At 27.5% G+C, this 17973-nt stretch carries 17 protein-coding genes and 2 riboswitches; of the genes, 16 read left to right on the top strand and 1 reads right to left on the bottom strand.

The genetic code is table 11. The features are described 5' to 3' along the window. Positions 1-212 precede the first annotated feature (212 nt). A complete protein-coding gene (locus ACTG46_RS10495) occupies positions 213-569 on the top strand; it encodes a winged helix-turn-helix transcriptional regulator (RefSeq protein WP_003428797.1) in 357 nt (118 codons plus the stop codon). 114 nt (positions 570-683) lie between these two features. Here ACTG46_RS10495 and ACTG46_RS10490 read toward each other — a convergent pair whose 3' ends face one another. Beyond that, entirely contained in the window at positions 684-860 is a 177-nt protein-coding gene (locus ACTG46_RS10490; protein ID WP_054270407.1) for a hypothetical protein, read from the bottom strand. A 52-nt stretch (positions 861-912) separates the two neighbouring features. Beyond that, positions 913-1002: riboswitch (cyclic di-GMP riboswitch) on the bottom strand. Positions 1003-1451: 449 nt separating this feature from the next. After that, positions 1452-1551: riboswitch (TPP riboswitch) on the top strand. Positions 1552-1679: 128 nt separating this feature from the next. Between ACTG46_RS10490 and ACTG46_RS10485 the strand changes: the two genes are divergently transcribed. From ACTG46_RS10485 to ACTG46_RS10415, 15 genes are all read left to right on the top strand, one after another. Continuing rightward, positions 1680-1970: an MTH1187 family thiamine-binding protein gene (locus ACTG46_RS10485; protein WP_003424145.1), complete on the top strand. Its 291-nt coding sequence runs from the start codon at positions 1680-1682 to the stop codon at positions 1968-1970. Continuing rightward, positions 1945-2715, top strand: coding sequence for an ABC transporter permease (locus ACTG46_RS10480; protein WP_054270406.1), 771 nt, complete (start codon positions 1945-1947; stop codon positions 2713-2715). The genes ACTG46_RS10485 and ACTG46_RS10480 overlap by 26 nt, the downstream gene beginning before the upstream one ends. A gap of 21 nt (positions 2716-2736) precedes the next feature. Next, positions 2737-3750 (top strand): ABC transporter substrate-binding protein, encoded by a 1014-nt coding sequence (locus ACTG46_RS10475; RefSeq protein WP_479922746.1) that lies wholly within the window; start codon positions 2737-2739, stop codon positions 3748-3750. Then, positions 3719-4453, top strand: a complete 735-nt coding sequence (locus tag ACTG46_RS10470; RefSeq protein ID WP_200908109.1) for an ABC transporter ATP-binding protein — start codon at positions 3719-3721, stop codon at positions 4451-4453. Before ACTG46_RS10475 ends, ACTG46_RS10470 begins: the two co-directional genes overlap by 32 nt. Positions 4454-4618: 165 nt before the next feature. Continuing rightward, positions 4619-7462, top strand: a complete 2844-nt coding sequence (gene mutS / locus ACTG46_RS10465) for a DNA mismatch repair protein MutS (RefSeq protein ID WP_167640342.1) — start codon at positions 4619-4621, stop codon at positions 7460-7462. Positions 7463-7472: 10 nt separating this feature from the next. Then, positions 7473-9437, top strand: a complete 1965-nt coding sequence (mutL, locus tag ACTG46_RS10460) for a DNA mismatch repair endonuclease MutL (protein WP_479922745.1) — start codon at positions 7473-7475, stop codon at positions 9435-9437. A 37-nt stretch (positions 9438-9474) separates the two neighbouring features. Next, complete coding sequence (gene miaA / locus ACTG46_RS10455) at positions 9475-10410, top strand: tRNA (adenosine(37)-N6)-dimethylallyltransferase MiaA (protein ID WP_479922744.1); 936 nt, start codon at positions 9475-9477, stop codon at positions 10408-10410. Positions 10411-10523: 113 nt separating this feature from the next. Then, positions 10524-10784 (top strand): RNA chaperone Hfq, encoded by a 261-nt coding sequence (gene hfq, locus ACTG46_RS10450; protein WP_003428780.1) that lies wholly within the window; start codon positions 10524-10526, stop codon positions 10782-10784. Positions 10785-10910: 126 nt separating this feature from the next. Then, complete coding sequence (locus ACTG46_RS10445; RefSeq protein ID WP_479922743.1) at positions 10911-12191, top strand: methionine gamma-lyase family protein; 1281 nt, start codon at positions 10911-10913, stop codon at positions 12189-12191. 68 nt (positions 12192-12259) lie between these two features. After that, positions 12260-13606, top strand: coding sequence for a M20 family metallopeptidase (locus tag ACTG46_RS10440; RefSeq protein ID WP_054276771.1), 1347 nt, complete (start codon positions 12260-12262; stop codon positions 13604-13606). Between the two features lie 134 nt (positions 13607-13740). After that, on the top strand, positions 13741-14823 hold the full coding sequence (locus tag ACTG46_RS10435) for an SIR2 family protein (protein ID WP_074178196.1): 1083 nt from the start codon (positions 13741-13743) through the stop codon (positions 14821-14823). A gap of 85 nt (positions 14824-14908) precedes the next feature. Continuing rightward, complete coding sequence (locus ACTG46_RS10430) at positions 14909-15541, top strand: cyclase family protein (RefSeq protein WP_054270398.1); 633 nt, start codon at positions 14909-14911, stop codon at positions 15539-15541. Between the two features lie 52 nt (positions 15542-15593). Then, positions 15594-16133: a prolyl-tRNA synthetase associated domain-containing protein gene (locus tag ACTG46_RS10425; RefSeq protein ID WP_479922742.1), complete on the top strand. Its 540-nt coding sequence runs from the start codon at positions 15594-15596 to the stop codon at positions 16131-16133. Between the two features lie 49 nt (positions 16134-16182). Next, positions 16183-16869: a DUF554 domain-containing protein gene (locus ACTG46_RS10420; RefSeq protein WP_479922741.1), complete on the top strand. Its 687-nt coding sequence runs from the start codon at positions 16183-16185 to the stop codon at positions 16867-16869. A gap of 181 nt (positions 16870-17050) precedes the next feature. Beyond that, the gene (locus tag ACTG46_RS10415; protein ID WP_479922740.1) at positions 17051-17926 is read left to right on the top strand and encodes a kinase; all 876 of its coding nucleotides are present in this window, start codon (positions 17051-17053) and stop codon (positions 17924-17926) included. The last annotated feature ends 47 nt before the right edge of the window (positions 17927-17973 follow it).

Below are 17973 nucleotides of genomic sequence, written 5' to 3'. Positions count from 1 at the left end.
GAAAACTTTAGATAAGTTATTACTTATTATTATCTATTTAAATAAAATTAATAAAACAGTATATGTCTATATTAAAATTTAAACATATACATCTAAAAAAGTAGTATTATGTAAGGCTCTATGCTACAATCAAGATTATATTACGAATTAGTATGCTAAACAAGAATGCACTTTTTAGTTAGATACTTACTATTTTGAAAGAGAGGATTGGGATGGATATAGATAATAATTTTGAAGAATTTCCAAATATTGAAGAAAGACAAAAAGATTTTAATTGTTCAATTGGTTTTACCATGACTGTGATAGGAAGTAAATGGAGGGCAATTATTTTATGGCATATTTTAAAACAAGAGCCAATACGTTACAGTCAATTAAAAAAAGAAGTTGTTCATATAAGTCATAAGATACTGTCACAAGAATTAAAGTATCTTGAAAGAGATGGACTTATTAAGAGGATTTCTTATCCGACTATTCCTCCAAAAGTTGAATATTTGTCTACTAAACGTGGTAAATCATTGGAATCGATATTATTAGAATTATGTAATTGGGGTAAACAGTATATGAGATAAACTCAACTGTTTACTTCATGAAAAATAGATAATGAAGCTTATTTTAATTAGTTCTTTAATGTATTATAAAACGTAGATAAAACTAAAAAGGGTTTTCTAGAAAATAAAATTTCTTTAATTATATCTGCTTACCAATACCATCACTTGATGCAAACAAGATTCTACCACGTTCTCTCCATATTCTAGTATAAAGTCATTTAATTGTGTATCTATAAAATTGCAGTAATCGTATGAACTGCATATATATGCAGTTAGTATATGCGTACATCTATCCATTTTATCTATAAACATATATCATTTATCCCCCTAAAAAACTTTCATAAAAACAAAAAGAAAATATCTTTTTGGCAACTGGCTGACATAACTCGTTTCATAAGTCTTAGTCCCTATAGCTTTGCGTCACTAAATTTCTCTAGTTTTGCCTATTTAGTTTTATTCTACAATTACAATCATATAGGAAAACGTTTGATTTTTCAAGGTACATATTAAAAAATTTAAAAATTAAAAAAAATAATTTATTTTTCAAAAATAAATTAGGTAAAATAATTACATTATATAGTTTATATATACAAATCAGAATAAGAGGTTTTTATTATTAACCTAAATTGAACTAATTTGAGGCAGTAGAATAAAGCTAAATAAAGTCAAATGGTTAATAAAATAAAGAAAAATCATTATAATAGTATATTTTTATAAATAAGCTTTAAAATTTAATCAAACTCTAATAAATTATGATGAGTAGGTATTATGGCAATATACTTTTTTAAAAATACTAAAAAATACTATTTTGGTATTATATATTTTAAAATAGATAAAATATATAATATGAATAAAAAATTTGTTAAAATATGATAAGTGTAGTATAATCAAGTAGAAAAGATATAATATATTTCGGGGAGCTAATGTGCTGAGAGGAGATTTTATCTCGACCCTTTGAACCTGTTTGGATAATGCCAGTGTAGGGAGACCAGTAAAGATGAAAATAAGTCTTATCCTATTGTGGATAAGACTTTTATTTTATTTAAATATATTATCTTTTAGAAGTAAAATTTTTAATAAAAAGCAAAATATACCTAGTAGGTATTAATTATTTTTAAAGGAGTGATTTAAATGGTAATCGCAGACATAGCAGTAATGCCACTAAGACCTTACAAAGGTGAAGAAGAAATGTATAAAGTAGTAGATGCTTGTATTGCTGAAATTGAAAAAAGTGGTCTTAAATGTGAAATAGGTGCAATGAGTACGACTGTTGAAGGTGATTTTGATGAAGTTTTTGAATTATTGAAGAAAGTACATAAAATCCCTTTTAACCTTGGATGTGAAAGAGTTATAACAGTAGCTAGAGTAGATGAAAAAGCTGGGGGTTTGACTATAGATGAAAAACTTAGAAATCATAGATAAAGTTAAAGATAGTATATATCCAATAGCAACATTTTTGTTTATACTTATTCTTTGGCAATCTGTGGTAGAAGTTTTAAAAGTCCCACAGTATATACTACCCACGCCAGTAGATATACTTAATGTATTTTTTAAAGACTCTCAAAATTTATCCATGCATGCTGTAGTTACTATAGGAGAAGCAATACTTGGTTTTATAGTTGCAATCATAATATCATTAATAATTGGTGTATTGATGGATTTTGTGTCGATAATAAAAAAGTGTCTTTATCCTATTATGTTGGTCACTCAAATGATACCTACAATAATTATAGCTCCACTTTTTATGATATGGTTTGGCTTTGGGACAATGCCAAAAATATTGATGGTAACGCTTACTTGTTTTTTTCCTATATTAATAAGTTTTGTAGATGGAATCGAGAATATTGATAAAGATTATTTAAATTTATTTAAGACTATGAATTCAAATAAAATTAATACATTTATTCATCTTAAATTTCCTATGGCAATGGATAAATTTTTTTCTGGGCTTAAAATATCTGCGACTTATGCTGTAATGGCAGCGACTGTTGCAGAGTGGTTAGGTGGAACCAAAGGTCTTGGTGTTTATATGCTAAGGTCAAAAAGTGCATATGCTCTTGATAAAGTATTTGCATCTACTATATTGGTAGTTATATTTAGTTTAATATTTGTAGGAGTTGTACAAGTAGTAAAAAAAATTGTTATAAGACATAGATTAGCAGATTAATTGTATTTGAGGGAGGAAATTATGAATTTCAAAAAATTAGGAATATTAGGTTTAGTAAGTGTTTTTACATTAGCGACAATAACTGGATGTTCTTCAAATAATGATAAGGATAAAAATAGTACTAAAGATGATTCTTCTAAAAAAGTGACTATGGTGCTTGATTGGACACCAAATACAAATCATACTGGATTATTTGTAGCACTTGATAAAGGTTATTATAAAGAAGAAGGTCTAGATGTTGAAATAGTGCAACCACCCGAAAGTGGAGCTGAGACTTTAGTTGCAACAGGCAAAGCGGACTTTGGTATAAGTTATCAAGAACAAGTTACCTATGCAAAGACTAGTGAAGACCCACTTCCAATAAAAGCTGTAGCAGCTGTTATACAACATAATACTTCTGGGTTTGCATCACCAAAAGAAAAAAATATAACCACAGCTAAGGATTTTGAGGGAAAAACTTATGGCGGTTGGGGTTCTCCATCAGAAGAAGCTGTTTTTAAAGCAGTTATGAAGAAAAATGGAGCCGACTTTAACAAATTAAAAATAGTTAATACTGGTCAAGATGATTTCTTTGCAGCTATGAAAACTGTAGATTTTGCATGGATATTTGAAGGTTGGGATGCAGTTAAGGCAAGTTTAATTGACTATGATTTGAACTTTATACCAGTAAAAGATTTAGATGAAAGATTAGATTATTATACACCACTTATAATTTCTAATGAAACTGTACTAAAAGATAATCCAGAACTAGCTAAGAAATTCTTAAAGGCTACAACAAAAGGTTACAAATATGCAATTAAAAATCCAGAAGATGCAGCAAAAATATTAGTAAAACATGCACCTGAGGTAGATGAAAAATTAGCATTAAAGAGTCAAGAATATCTAGCAAGTAAATATAAAGACGATGCACCTAGATGGGGAGAAATGAAAGATAGTGTATGGAATAACTACACATCATTCTTAAAAGAATATAAATTAATAGATAAGGATATGAAGGCAAGTGATGCTTACACAAATGAATTCTTACCACAATAAAAAAATAAAAGTATCTATAGAAAATGTATCAAAAACATATAAAGAAGTTGAAGTTTTAAAAGATATAAGTATTGATGTATATGAAGGCGAATTTGTTTCTATATTAGGACCAAGTGGATGTGGTAAAAGTACTATCTTTAATATTATAACTAAACTTACAGATTATAATAGTGGTAAAGTAGATATAAATGGAAAATACAGTTACATGTACCAAAAAGACTTACTTTTACCATATAAAACTATAATAGATAATGTGTCACTACCACTGGTCTTAAAAAAAGAAAAAAAGAGTAAAGCAAGGGAAATGGTAAAACATTATTTTGAGGTTTTTGGTTTAAATGGATATGAAAATAAATATCCATCTGAACTTTCTGGAGGAATGAGACAGAGAGCAAATTTCCTGAGAACCTTTGTAAATTCTAATGACATAATGCTTTTAGATGAGCCTTTTGGAGCACTCGACTCGTTGACTAAGACATCTATGCAAAAATGGCTTTTAGATGTTAAGAAAAAGGTAAATTCAACAATACTTCTTATAACCCATGATATTGATGAAGCTATAATGCTGTCAAATAGAATTTATGTCATTTCAAAAAAGCCATCAATAATAAAAAAAGAATTTATTATTGATAGTAAAAAACTGAATGAAGATAACCTTGAAAATGTCATTAAACTTAAGAAAGAAATAATATCTTTGTTGTAAAAATTATATATATGCTTTATTCAAAGAGTACTAAACCTAGCAATCCAAAATGTAATTATACATTTTGGATTGTTTTTTAGTTATACGTCAAAATTTTATATATTATGTTAATAATAATCATCTACTATGATATAATATTTAATTAGAAAAGAAGGAGGTTTGATAATGCAAATAGATATGAATAAATTGACTCCTATGATGAAGCAGTACCTTGAAGTAAAAAACCGATATAAAGATTGTATACTGTTTTTTAGATTGGGAGATTTTTATGAAATGTTTTTTGAAGATGCATTAGTAGCTTCAAAAGCTCTTGAAATAGCATTAACAGGAAAAGCTTGTGGTTTAGAAGAACGTGCTCCTATGTGTGGTGTGCCTTTCCACTCAGCCAATTCATATATATCAAAATTAGTTGAAAATGGATATAAAGTAGCAATAGGTGAACAAATGGAAGACCCATCTACTGCAAAAGGAATTGTTAGAAGAGAGGTTATAAGAGTCATCACTCCTGGAACTGTTTTAGATGGAAATTTACTTGAAAATAAAAAAAATAATTATTTGTTGTCTTTATATAAGGATGGTTCTAATATAGGGCTAACTTATGTTGATATAAGTACTGGAGAAACTAATGCAACTTGTTTAAATGAAGATAAAGTAATTGAAGAGATTGCAAAAATCCATCCTACAGAAATAATTATAAATGATTTAGACTTTATAGAAAAGCTTAGAGATATAGCTACTGTAAGTAATATATACATAAATGAAAGTTTTAGCGATAACTATTTGGATATAAACATATTAAGAGAATATTTTCCAGAGGTTTATCTACAAAAACTAAAGTTTGATGATAAAGGTCTTATAAAGTCAAGCTTATCAATTCTTCTGAATTATATATATAATACTCAAAAACAAATAACATCTAATATAAATAATATAAATATATACAATTCATCAGAATACATGGTTTTAGATATGTTTACTAGAACTAACTTAGAGCTTACTCAAACTATAAGAGGCAATAAGAAGAAAGGTTCATTATTGCATGTTCTTGATAAAACTTCTACAGCAATGGGAGGTAGACTTTTAAGAAAATATGTTGAAGAACCTTTGATAAATAAATCTAAAATTGAAAATAGATTAGATGTAATAGAAGAGATAAAAGATGATTTTATATTAAGAGAAGATTTAAATGATATACTTAAAAATATATACGATATAGAAAGAATATGTGGAAAGATAGCATTTGAAAGGGTTACACCAAAAGAATTAGTTCACTTAAAAAATTCAATAGAAAAATTACCAAATTTAAAAGACACAATAGATTTATCAAATGCAACAATATTAAAAGAGTATGTTTCAGAAATGGATAAATTGGATGATATATACAATTTAATAGATGAAGCTATTTTAGAAGAACCTACAATAACTATAAAAGATGGAAATATAATTAAGTCTGATTTTAGTGATGAGCTTAAAGAATTAAGAGATATTTCTAAAAATGGAGCTTTTCTTGTAAAAGAAATAGAAAATAGAGAAAGAGAAAAGACAGGAGTTAAATCATTAAAAATAGGTTTTAATAAAGTTTTTGGTTACTATATAGAAATAACAAAAGCCAACTTTAAACAGGCAAAACTAGATGAGACATATATAAGAAAGCAGACACTTAGTAATGCAGAAAGATATATAACTCCAGAATTAAAGGAAATAGAAGAAAAGATATTACATGCTGAAGAAAAAATTAAGTCTCTAGAATACGAGATATTTGTAGGTATAAGAGATACTATATACAAAAATATAGATAGAATACAAAAAGTAGCTAAAACTATAGCTAATATAGATGTTTTTGTATCTCTAGCAACAGTTGCACACATAAATAATTATGTAAAGCCAGCAATAAATGAAAATAATAAACTTGATATAAGAAATGGTAGGCATCCAGTTGTTGAAAATATAGTAGGTGAGGAAAATTTCGTTCCAAATGATACATATCTAAACCGTGGAGAAAACATTATTAACATAATAACTGGTCCTAATATGTCTGGGAAATCAACCTATATGAGACAAACTGCTATAATAGCACTTATGGCACATATAGGTTCATTTGTACCAGCAGAATATGCTGATATTCCAATCTTAGATAGAATATTTACTAGAGTTGGAGCTAGTGATGACTTATCTCAAGGGCAGTCTACTTTTATGGTGGAAATGAATGAAGTATCTCTTATACTAAAAAATGCTACAGAGAGAAGTCTAGTTATATTAGATGAAATAGGTCGTGGAACCAGCACTTATGATGGTATAAGTTTAGCATGGTCAATAGTGGAATATATTCAGAAGAATATTAGATGCAAAACATTATTTGCAACACATTATCATGAACTTACTGATTTAGAAGAGGAGTTTAAAGAGGTTAAGAATTATTCAATAGCAGTCAAAGAAGATGGAGAAGGAATAATCTTTTTAAGAAAAATAATTCCTCAAGGGGCAGATAAGAGTTATGGAATATATGTTGCTAAATTAGCTAAACTACCAGATGAAGTCATAGAAAGAGCAAAATATATACTTAAAGACTTGGAAAAAAATCATGTCTATAACAGTGTAGCGATAAATGGTGATAAAGAAAAAACTAATGCGACTAGCATTAATTTAGATGAAGAATTGCTTAAGGTAAATCAAAGTAATTTTAAGAATAAATATGAATCTCTAAAAATAGAACATGAACTTATAGTAAAAGACTATAAGCATATAAAAAAGGATTATGATAAATTAAATTCTAAATTTAAGTTACTAAATGATGAAGTTGCTTTAATAAAGGAAAATGATGATATGGAGAAAACCAATAAAGAAGATTCTGTAAAAGAAGTAGCATTAACTCAAATATCTTTTGACAGTGTAAAGAGAGACATACTATCAGAAGAAATTTTAAATCTAGATATCCTAAATATGACTCCATTGGATGCGATAAATTCTCTTTATAATCTTCAAAAAAAAGCAAAAGAAATAAAATCTTAGAGGTGTGCAAATGAAAAATATAATTAACATCCTAGATGATTTAACTATAAATAAGATAGCAGCAGGTGAAGTTGTAGAAAGACCTTCTTCTGTAGTGAAAGAACTTATTGAAAACTCTATCGATGCAGGTGCAAGCAAAATTTCTATAGATATAGTTGATGGAGGCAAGAGTTTAATTAAGATTACAGATAATGGAATAGGGATACCTTCAAGTGAAGTTGAGAAATCATTTTTAAGACATGCTACTAGTAAAATTAAAGAAATTGATGATTTGTACGACTTATATTCTCTTGGTTTTAGAGGGGAGGCATTAGCATCTATTTCAGCTGTATCCAAATTAGATATGACTACTAAAACAAAGGATGAGATTATAGGAACTAAAATATACGTTGAGGGTGGAAAAATAATATCAAAAGAACCAATTGGTTCTACTAATGGGACTACAATCATTATAAAAGATATTTTCTTTAATACACCAGCAAGACAGAAGTTTTTAAAATCTACTCATGCAGAAACTATAAATATAAGTGATTTAATAAATAAACTTGCAATAGGTAATCCAAGTGTTCAATTTAAATATACAAATAATAACAAACAAATGCTAAATACTCCAGGAGATGGTAAACTCGTAAATACCATTAGAAGCATATATGGAAAAGAAATAACAGAAAATATAATAGATGTGGAGTTTAAATGTAATCACTTTAAAATGAATGGATATATAGGTAATAACAATATATATCGTTCCAATAAAAATTTACAACATATCTATATAAATAAAAGATTTGTAAAAAGCAAAATAATCATAGATGCAATAACAGAAAGTTATAAGTCTATAATTCCAATAGGTAAACATGCAGTTTGTTTCTTAAATATAGAAGTGGAACCATCATGTATCGATGTAAATATACATCCTAATAAACTCGAAATTAAATTTGAAAAAGAACAAGAAGTCTATATAGAACTTAGAGATTTTCTAAAGGTTAAACTGATACATTCAAATCTTATTGGAAAGTATGCTACTTATTCAGATAAAAAAACGCAACCTAGAATTGCTATTAATAATAGAGAAAAAAGTACAGGTTTTGAATTGAAAAATAATAATTTATTAGAAGATGATTCTAAAAATAACAATATTACTAAAGAAAAAGATGAAGCTATTGAAGTTATAACCTTATCGAGTGAAAGACCAATAAATGAATTTCAATCGGTAAGTGAAGTATTAAATGAAAGTGTAGAAGATGAATTAAAAAACACTAAGTATCTAAGTGAAGATACTGTAAATGACAATATACAAGAAGAATTTCAAGTTGATGGTTCAAGAAGTGATAGTAACTGTTATATTGATAGCATTAGAGAGTGCGAAGAAGAGTATTTATATAGTTCAAAACGTAAATTTTCTCTATATGGATATTCTGTAATTGGTGTTGTGTTTAATACTTATATAATTTTAAGCAAAGATGATTCTATGTATTTGTTGGACCAACATGCTGCACATGAAAGAATATTATATGAGAGATATATGGAAAAGTTTTATAGACAAGATATCAATATGCAAATACTTTTAGACCCAGTGGTAATTGAAGTATCAAATGTAGATATGCTTCAAATTGAAAATAATTTAGATTTATTTATGAAATTTGGTTTTGAATTAGAAGTATTTGGTAATAATCATATAATGATAAGATGTGTGCCAACTATATTTGGAGTTCCTGAAACTGAAAAGTTCATTCTTCAGATAGTTGATAATATAGAAGAGATTACAAGTAATTATGATTTAAAGGGAGAAAGATTTGCATCTATGGCATGTAGGTCTGCTATAAAAGCAAATGATAAAATATATGATATTGAAATAAAAAGTCTGTTAAAACAATTAGAAGATTGTGAGAATCCATTTACATGTCCTCATGGAAGACCTATAATGGTCGAAATATCTAAGACAGAAATAGAAAAAATGTTTAAAAGAATCATGTAAAATATTTGGATAGTTAAAATATATGGAAAGGAATATTATGAAAAAAATACCACTTATAATACTTACAGGTCCAACTGCTGTTGGAAAGACAGATTTGTCAATAAAATTAGCAAAAGACATAAATGCAGAGATAATTTCAGCAGATTCTATGCAAATATATAAATATATGGATATTGGAAGTGCAAAAGTTACAGAAGAAGAGATGCAGGGAGTAAAGCACTATCTTATAGATGAAGTTAAGCCTGACTATCCATTTTCAGTCTCAGAGTTTCAACAAAGGGCAAAAAAGTATATATATGAAATAAATCAAAAAGGAAAATCTGTATTAGTAACTGGAGGCACAGGGCTTTATTTAAATTCTTTAATATATAATATGGATTTTGCAAAATCTGATGCCAATAATGAATTGAGAGATGAACTTCAAAATCAGCTTGCTGAAAAGGGAATAGATTACATGCATGATAGATTGAAATCACTCGATGAAGAAGCTGCTAATAGAATTCATAAGAACAATACTAAAAGAGTTATAAGGGCACTTGAAGTTTGTCTAAGCGGTAAGAAAATGAATGACTTTTCAAGTGATTTAAAATTTAATGAAGAGTATGAACCAATAATAATTGTATTAAATAGAAATAGAGAACACTTATATGAAAGAATAAATATGAGAGTTGACATCATGCTTGAAAATGGGTTGGTTGAAGAAGTCAAAAAACTTTTAAGTATGGGATTTAAAAAAGACATGATATCCATGCAAGGTATAGGCTATAAAGAGATATTAAAGTATCTAGATGGAGAATATACATACGAAGAAGCTATCGAAATAATCAAAAGAGATTCTAGAAGGTATGCAAAGCGTCAGATAACTTGGTTTAAAAGATATGAAATAGCAAAATGGTTTGATTTAGATAAATATGAAAGCATAGATACATTAAAAAATGAAATAATCTTATATATTAAAGATTCTATAAAATAATATATAATTTTTTAAGTATACAACTTAATATTGAAAATTTATCATAACTTATATAGAATATAAGGTAGGAATATTTTAGAAGTTCAATTTAATCTTGGGAGGGTACAAATCTAATGAAAAATACAGTTTTAAATTTACAAGATTTGTTTTTAAATAATGCTAGGAAAGAAAGGATACCTGTTACTATATATTTAGTTAATGGAGTACAAGTTAAAGGGCTTGTAAAAGGATTTGATAGTTATATAATATTAATAGAAGGAGATAATAGACAGCAAAACATGATTTATAAACATGCTGTTTCAACTATACAACCTGGAAAGTATATTAATCTAACAAATCAAAATCAAAACAATAACAATAATAACAACAGATAGATAATAATTTAATTTAAGATGATTGAGAGGAGACTTATACTAACCTATAAACTATGATTTATTTGTTTTAGTAAAATAGTCTCCTTTGGCATGTTTAAATAAAATAATAAAGAGACAGGTGATAAAATGCTTAATGAGACAAAAGAATTATTAAAAGATTACTATGGGATAGATGATGATACTTTTAAACTATCGCAAGAAGTAATGGAAGAAATAAAGGACAAGTTTGAAGAAATAAAGGAAATAAGAGAATATAATCAATATAAAGTTTTAAAAGCTATGCAAGAGTCTAAACTAAGTGATATGCACTTTAACTGGACTACAGGATATGGATATAATGATATTGGGCGTGAAAAAATAGAAGAAATTTATTCTAAAGTTTTTAATACAGAAGATGCTCTTGTAAGACCAATAATTGTAAATGGAACACATGCACTTACTTTGTGCATACAAGGTATAGTTAGACCAGGAGATGAAATTTTGTCTGTTACTGGTAGACCATATGATACTTTAGAAGGTGTTATAGGGATAAGAGAAGAAAAAGGTTCATTAAAAGAGTATGGTGTTACATATGATGATGTAGATTTTTTAGAAAATGGGAATTTAGATTTAGAAGGAATTAGAAATAAAATAAATGATAGAACTAAACTTGTTATGATACAAAGGTCAAAAGGATATTCTTGGAGAAAGTCGCTTTCAATTAGTGATATAAAAGAAGCTATTGATGTAATAAAGTCTGTTAAACCAGAAGTTATTGTAATGGTTGATAATTGTTATGGTGAGTTTTTAGATACTAAAGAGCCTACTGATGTTGGAGCAGATGTTATGGCTGGTTCTCTAATAAAAAATCCTGGTGGTGGTCTTGCATTAACAGGTGGATATATTGCTGGTAAAAAAGATTTAATTGAACTTATATCTTATAGAATGACTTCTCCTGGAATAGGAAAAGAATGTGGTCTTACTTTTGGAACTACTAGAAATGTACTTCAAGGATTCTTCTTGGCACCTTATATAGTGTCTCAGGCTGTAATGGGAGCCATATTTTGTTCAAGAGCTTTTGAAAAGTTAGGTTATAATGTATTGCCAAAATACGATGATTTAAGAAGTGATATTATTCAATGTATTAGACTTAATGATGCTGATGAGGTAATAAGTTTTTGTGAAGGGATACAAGAAGCTGCACCAGTTGATTCTTATGTAAAACCTGTTCCTTGGGACATGCCTGGATATGAAAGTGAAGTCATAATGGCAGCAGGAGCTTTTATCCAAGGTTCTTCTATAGAGTTAAGTGCAGATGCTCCAATAAGACCTCCTTATAACGTCTATTTCCAAGGTGGACTTACATTTGACCATTCTAAAATGGGGTCTTTAAAAGCGATTGAATTTATAAAAAAACTGAAAAAATAAGCATATTTTTTTTTAAAAAGGTCAAAATATTTATTAGTATATTATGATGAAAATTGAAGGGTGATAATATGAAAGAGCAAATTAAAGAAAAAGTAAATTCTCTACAAGATGAAATGATTTCTTCTATACAAGAAAGTGTAAAAATACCTAGTGTTATATCTGACGCAACTGAAAACTGTCCATTTGGTGAAAATGTAGATAAGGCTTTAAGAGGTATATTAGACTTATGTAAATCTCTAGGATTTAAGACAGTATATAAGGATGGATATTATGGATATGCTGAAATTGGACAAGGCGAAAAGATGATAGGTATACTTGGTCATGTTGATGTAGTTCCAGAAGGTGATTTGGAAAGTTGGAATCATCCTCCATTTGAAGCTGTCCTAGAAAATGGTAATTTATATGGAAGAGGAACACAAGATGATAAAGGTCCTACAATATCAGCAATTTATGCAGTAAAAGCTCTTATGGATTTAAAGGTAGACTTTAATAAGAGAATAAGATTTATTTTTGGAGCTGATGAAGAAAATCTTTGGAGATGTATAAATAAATATAAAGAAAATAATGAAGAAATACCAAATTACGGATTTACTCCAGATTCTAGATTTCCAATAACAAATGCAGAAAAAGGTCTTTTACAAGTTCACTTAACTTGTGATAGTAAAAGTGATATAGAATTGTCAGTTGGAAAAGCCTTAAATGCGGTTCCGGGAAAAGCGATTTATATTGGAAAATATTCTGATAAATTAAAAAAAGAACTTGATAAGTTAAATTTTGAATATACTGTTGAAGGAAATAAAATATGTATAATAGGAAAAAGTGTCCATTCAGCAGCAAGTGATACTGGTATAAATGCAGTAGCTAGACTTTGTATAGCTCTTAATAATATAGGTATAGATTCTAATATAATTAAGTTCTTAGCAGAAGTCATTGGAGAGGATGCTAATGGTAATAATATAATTCCTAATTGTAAGGATGATGTATCTGGCAAGCTAACAGTAAATATAGGTAGAGTAACTATTGATAGTGAAAAAGAATTTGCTGGAATAGATATAAGAATTCCAGTAACATACAAAAAAGATGACTTTGTAAAAGAATTAAAGAAAATGACAGATAAGTACAATTTAACTTATAAGGAGTATGATTTCTTAGATTCAATCTATGTTCCAGAAGATACACTTCTTGTAAAAACACTTAGAAAAGTATACGAAGAAGAAACTGGTCTTGATGGAACACCACTTTCATCTGGAGGAGCAACTTATGCAAGAGCTTTAGATAATTGTGTTGCATTTGGAGCTATTTTCCCAGGAAAACCAGAAACAGAACATCAAGCTAATGAATATTTAATAGTAGAGGATATTGTAAAGGCTACTCAAATATATGCTCTTTCTATTTATGAATTATTAAAGATTTAATATAAATATAAGGCTGTCTTGTAATAGGATTTTTTCTAGGAAGAGACAGCTTTATTGTTGTATTATTAAAGATATGATATGAATATTTAATAGATATAAAAAACAGTAGTAGTATTTATATTAGGAGGAATCATATGAAAATAGCTATATTTTTAGGAGCAGGAGCTTCAGCAGCGGAAAATCTACCTATTCAAAATGAACTTTTTAGTGAATATTTTAAAAAACTAAATCCTAAAAACTATAATACCAATATGAATAGAGAATTATACAATTTTTTTAAACAGATGTTCAACATTGATATAGTAAAAGATAATTTAGATAATGCAAACTTTCCTACATTTGAGGAAGTTCTAGGTCTTTTGGATTTAGCAGAACAAAGAAGAGAGGCCTTTAGAAACTTTGGTCTAGAAAATCTAAATAATAGAAGTGATAGTATACGTTTTTTGAGACAATACTTAATATTATTAATGGCTGAAGCAATTCATAATACACCTAGAACAGATAATAAATATCATAAACTTTTAGTTGAAAACCTTTTAGAAAATGATTTACTTCTTGATACCACTTTTATTAGTGCAAATTATGATATACATATAGACAATACAGTCACTGGTTTAAGGGACAAAAATGATTCTCCAATTATGCTTGATTATGGTGTGGAATTTACTAATTTTAAGGAAGAAATAAATTGGAGAAAACCAAAAGAACCATTAATAAAATTATATAAGGTACATGGGTCATTAAATTGGCTTTATTGCCCTATTTGTAATAGTGTAACTCTTACCCCACATGAAGGTGGTGTCATGAAACTTATTGAAAATAGTTCAGAAACAAAATGTCTAGAATGTGGTGAATTGACAGAACCTATTATAGTCCCACCAACATATTTTAAGAATATGTCAAATATATTTTTAAGTAATGTTTGGAATGAAACAGAAAAAACGTTAAGAGATACTGACCTTTTAATATTTTGCGGATATTCGTTTCCTGAAGCTGATATGCATATAAAATACATGTTAAAAAGAGTTCAGACAAATAGAAAAAAAGCTCCACTTAAAATAATGGTTTTTAACAATCATTCACAGAAACAAAGAATTACATTGAAAAAAGAGGAAGGAAGATACAAACGTTTTTTAGGCGAAGATGTTATATTTACTGATAATTCTTTTCAAGATTTTTCTGTAAATCCCTTGAAATTTATAAAAACTATATATTAGTATGGTATATAATGGAATAAAAACTGATAGAAATAAAGTGAATTTAGGTATATAATAGAAAATAAAACATAGGGGGTATATAAAAATGAAGGTTTTTGATTTAACTCATGTGACACATAACGACATGCCTGTATATGCAGAGCCTAACAGACCAGATATCAAAAAAGTAGCAATTATTGAAGAAAATGGTTATCAAGAAACACTTATTAGTGTATTTTCTCATAATGGAACTCATATGGATTCACCAAGACATATGTATACTAAAGGTGAGACCCTAGACAAATTGGATATAGAAAATTTTGTTGGAAAAGCTTATGTATTGGAACTTGAAAAAGGAAATAAGAATATAGAGCTAGAATATCTAAAAAAATATGAAGATGAAATAAAACGTAGTGATTTTATAATATTTAAATCAGGTTGGTCAAAGTTTTGGGATAAAAAGCAGTACTATGTAGGTTATCCTACATTAACAGAAGAAGCTGCAAATTATATAGCTGATACTAATATAAAAGGTATAGGCATAGACATGCTATCAGTTGATAGATATGATACATCAGTTTTTAAAGTGCATCATATTCTATTTGAAAAAGGTAAAATAATAATAGAAAATCTTACAAATCTAGAAAATGTTCCAGAAAAATTTCTATTTATAGCAGCTCCATTTAAGTATAATGACGCTGATGGTGCTCCAGTAAGAGCAATAGCTATTGTAGAGTAATATCTTAAAGAGGGTATAGAAATAACAAAGTGTTTAAGGAGAAAAGAGAAATATGAATGATTTGAAAGATAAAGTTATGAAAGAAGAAGACGAAAATGAAGTGAGAATTAATGAAACTAAAATATATAGTATCTTGGACAAATTAAATATTGAATATGATGTAGTAGAGCATGAAGCTGTATATACAGCAGAACAACTAGTAATTTTGGATGAAATAACAAAAGGATGTCAATGTAAAAATTTATTTTTAAGAAATGCTAAAGGAAATAAGTATTACCTTATTGTAGTTAAAGGAGAAAAGCAGGTTGATTTAAACTCACTTAAAGATAAGATAGGAAGTTCTAGGTTATCATTTGCTTCGCCTGAAAGATTATACAATGTACTTAAACTTCTTCCAGGAAGTGTAAATCCTTTTTCATTGATAAATGACACAGAAAGAAAAGTGGAGCTTTACATAGACAAGGATGTAATTAAAGAAGATTTCTTAAATTTTCATCCAAATATAAATACTAAAACTGTAAATATATCTAGAAAAGGATTTGAAGAATTTTTGGAATATTTAAAATATCCACTACAAACTATTGATGTTTAAGTTTTGATAATATGAGTAAATTTTAATTAGCTAATCGAGGGGAGAAAAAATGTTTGGAGTAATAGCAAATAGTCTAGCAATTGCAGGTGGATGTATAGTAGGTCTTATAATTAAAGGAGGACTACCTCAAAGAGTAAGTGATACTATAATGAATGGAATTGCTTTATGTGTATTGTATATCGGTATATCAGGAGTTTTAGAGGGGAAAAATACGTTAGTAACAATAACATCTATAGCTATAGGTGCTTTAATAGGAGAGTTAATAGATATAGATAAATGGGTAAACAAACTAGGAGTTTTTTTACAAAGTAAATTCTCTAAAGGAAATAAAAAAGATTCTATTGCGGAAGGTTTTATATCATCTAGTTTATTATTTTGTATAGGAGCTATGGCAGTAGTTGGAGCACTAGAAAGTGGACTTACAGGAAGTCATGATACATTATTTGTAAAATCTGTAATAGATGGAATAGCTTCTATTATATTCACTGCTTCTTTAGGTATAGGTGTAATGTTTTCTGCAATATCCGTATTTTTATATGAAGGTATTATATGTTTAGGTGCATCGTTTTTAAATGGATTCTTAAGTGACCCTGTAGTTACAGAGATGACAGCAGCTGGAAGCTTACTGATTATAGGTCTCGGTTTAAATGTACTTAAACTAACAAATATAAAAGTAGCAAATTTGTTGCCAGCTATATTTATACCAATATTATTTGGAGTATTTGGAATAATTTAAAGAATAATAGTCTAAGATTTGTCTAATTTTTTTAAAAACTTTAGACAAATTTTTTATTTAGAAGGAAAATAGCTTTTATCATCAAATTAATAATTATAGTATAAATAAGTTTAATATTATGATTATAAAGTTTATATTAAATTTATTTTATTGATGAAACTAATGGGGAGGTTAAAACTCAATGATTACTTTTGATGTAAATGGAGCTATTATCAGATTTGATGATACGAAAAATAATTATAATAAGATAAGGAAAATCTTTAAACTATACGCTTTAGAAATTTCTAAAAACTTTGAAAGAGATTGTTTAAATAATTTTCAAAATTTAAAACAAATATCAGATAGAGGTTTAAATTTAGGAGAAAAATATATAGAGGAATCTTTTAAGAAAGGCATTGAGACTATAGTAAGTTTTGGAATTATAACTATAGATATCGATACCTTTAAAAGTGTTTATTGCGAAAAATACTTGGATTTTAAGAGACTTTTTAATAATTTGAATAAAACTTTTATTATTCCAAATAAAAATAAAAAAAATGGTCATCCTAGTTTTTTAGAAATAGAATCAACAGTAAAAAAAATGAGTAATTATTTATATAATGATTGTTTTAAAATTCATTATGCTGTAGTGGATGCTCTTATAGAAAATAGGGTAACTGAGGTACATTCTTATATTGATGAAGAATCTATAAAAAAATCTAATGCATTATTTAATAATTATAAAGATGGCTTTATTGGAAAAGCTGATGAATGTAAGGTTGTAAAACAAATAATAACCTTAAATCCATATAGAGAAGATGTATACGAATTTTTGGTAAAAGAAGATGGAGATTTCAATAAGGAAATTGAGAGATTAACTGAATTTTTAGGTTATGATATAAAAGATTATAAAGCTTCATTAATGGATATTTATATAAATGAGTTAATGGAGAGTGATGAAAGTGATGTTGAAAATGCAAAAGAAAAGATAGAGAAATATGCTAAATATATTGGATGTAGCGATGAAAATTTATATATAGCAAGAATTAATGCCATATATACTTTTGCAAATGCATGATATAATTAGATATTAAATAAAAAATATCTAATTATATAAATTTAAAT

The organism is Clostridioides sp. LIBA-7678, from assembly GCF_056716065.1.
The sequence above is the reverse complement of the archived record's forward strand: the minus strand, read 5'-3'. Positions and strand labels throughout refer to the sequence as shown.

Coding starts and splice junctions, on each gene's coding strand:
- ACTG46_RS10495 (WP_003428797.1), top strand. CDS start 213: ATGGATATAGATAATAATTTTGAAGAATTTCCAAATATTGAAGAAAGA.
- ACTG46_RS10490 (WP_054270407.1), bottom strand. CDS start 860: ATGTTTATAGATAAAATGGATAGATGTACGCATATACTAACTGCATAT.
- ACTG46_RS10485 (WP_003424145.1), top strand. CDS start 1,680: ATGGTAATCGCAGACATAGCAGTAATGCCACTAAGACCTTACAAAGGT.
- ACTG46_RS10480 (WP_054270406.1), top strand. CDS start 1,945: ATGAAAAACTTAGAAATCATAGATAAAGTTAAAGATAGTATATATCCA.
- ACTG46_RS10475 (WP_479922746.1), top strand. CDS start 2,737: ATGAATTTCAAAAAATTAGGAATATTAGGTTTAGTAAGTGTTTTTACA.
- ACTG46_RS10470 (WP_200908109.1), top strand. CDS start 3,719: ATGCTTACACAAATGAATTCTTACCACAATAAAAAAATAAAAGTATCT.
- mutS (WP_167640342.1), top strand. CDS start 4,619: ATGCAAATAGATATGAATAAATTGACTCCTATGATGAAGCAGTACCTT.
- mutL (WP_479922745.1), top strand. CDS start 7,473: ATGAAAAATATAATTAACATCCTAGATGATTTAACTATAAATAAGATA.
- miaA (WP_479922744.1), top strand. CDS start 9,475: ATGAAAAAAATACCACTTATAATACTTACAGGTCCAACTGCTGTTGGA.
- hfq (WP_003428780.1), top strand. CDS start 10,524: ATGAAAAATACAGTTTTAAATTTACAAGATTTGTTTTTAAATAATGCT.
- ACTG46_RS10445 (WP_479922743.1), top strand. CDS start 10,911: ATGCTTAATGAGACAAAAGAATTATTAAAAGATTACTATGGGATAGAT.
- ACTG46_RS10440 (WP_054276771.1), top strand. CDS start 12,260: ATGAAAGAGCAAATTAAAGAAAAAGTAAATTCTCTACAAGATGAAATG.
- ACTG46_RS10435 (WP_074178196.1), top strand. CDS start 13,741: ATGAAAATAGCTATATTTTTAGGAGCAGGAGCTTCAGCAGCGGAAAAT.
- ACTG46_RS10430 (WP_054270398.1), top strand. CDS start 14,909: ATGAAGGTTTTTGATTTAACTCATGTGACACATAACGACATGCCTGTA.
- ACTG46_RS10425 (WP_479922742.1), top strand. CDS start 15,594: ATGAATGATTTGAAAGATAAAGTTATGAAAGAAGAAGACGAAAATGAA.
- ACTG46_RS10420 (WP_479922741.1), top strand. CDS start 16,183: ATGTTTGGAGTAATAGCAAATAGTCTAGCAATTGCAGGTGGATGTATA.
- ACTG46_RS10415 (WP_479922740.1), top strand. CDS start 17,051: ATGATTACTTTTGATGTAAATGGAGCTATTATCAGATTTGATGATACG.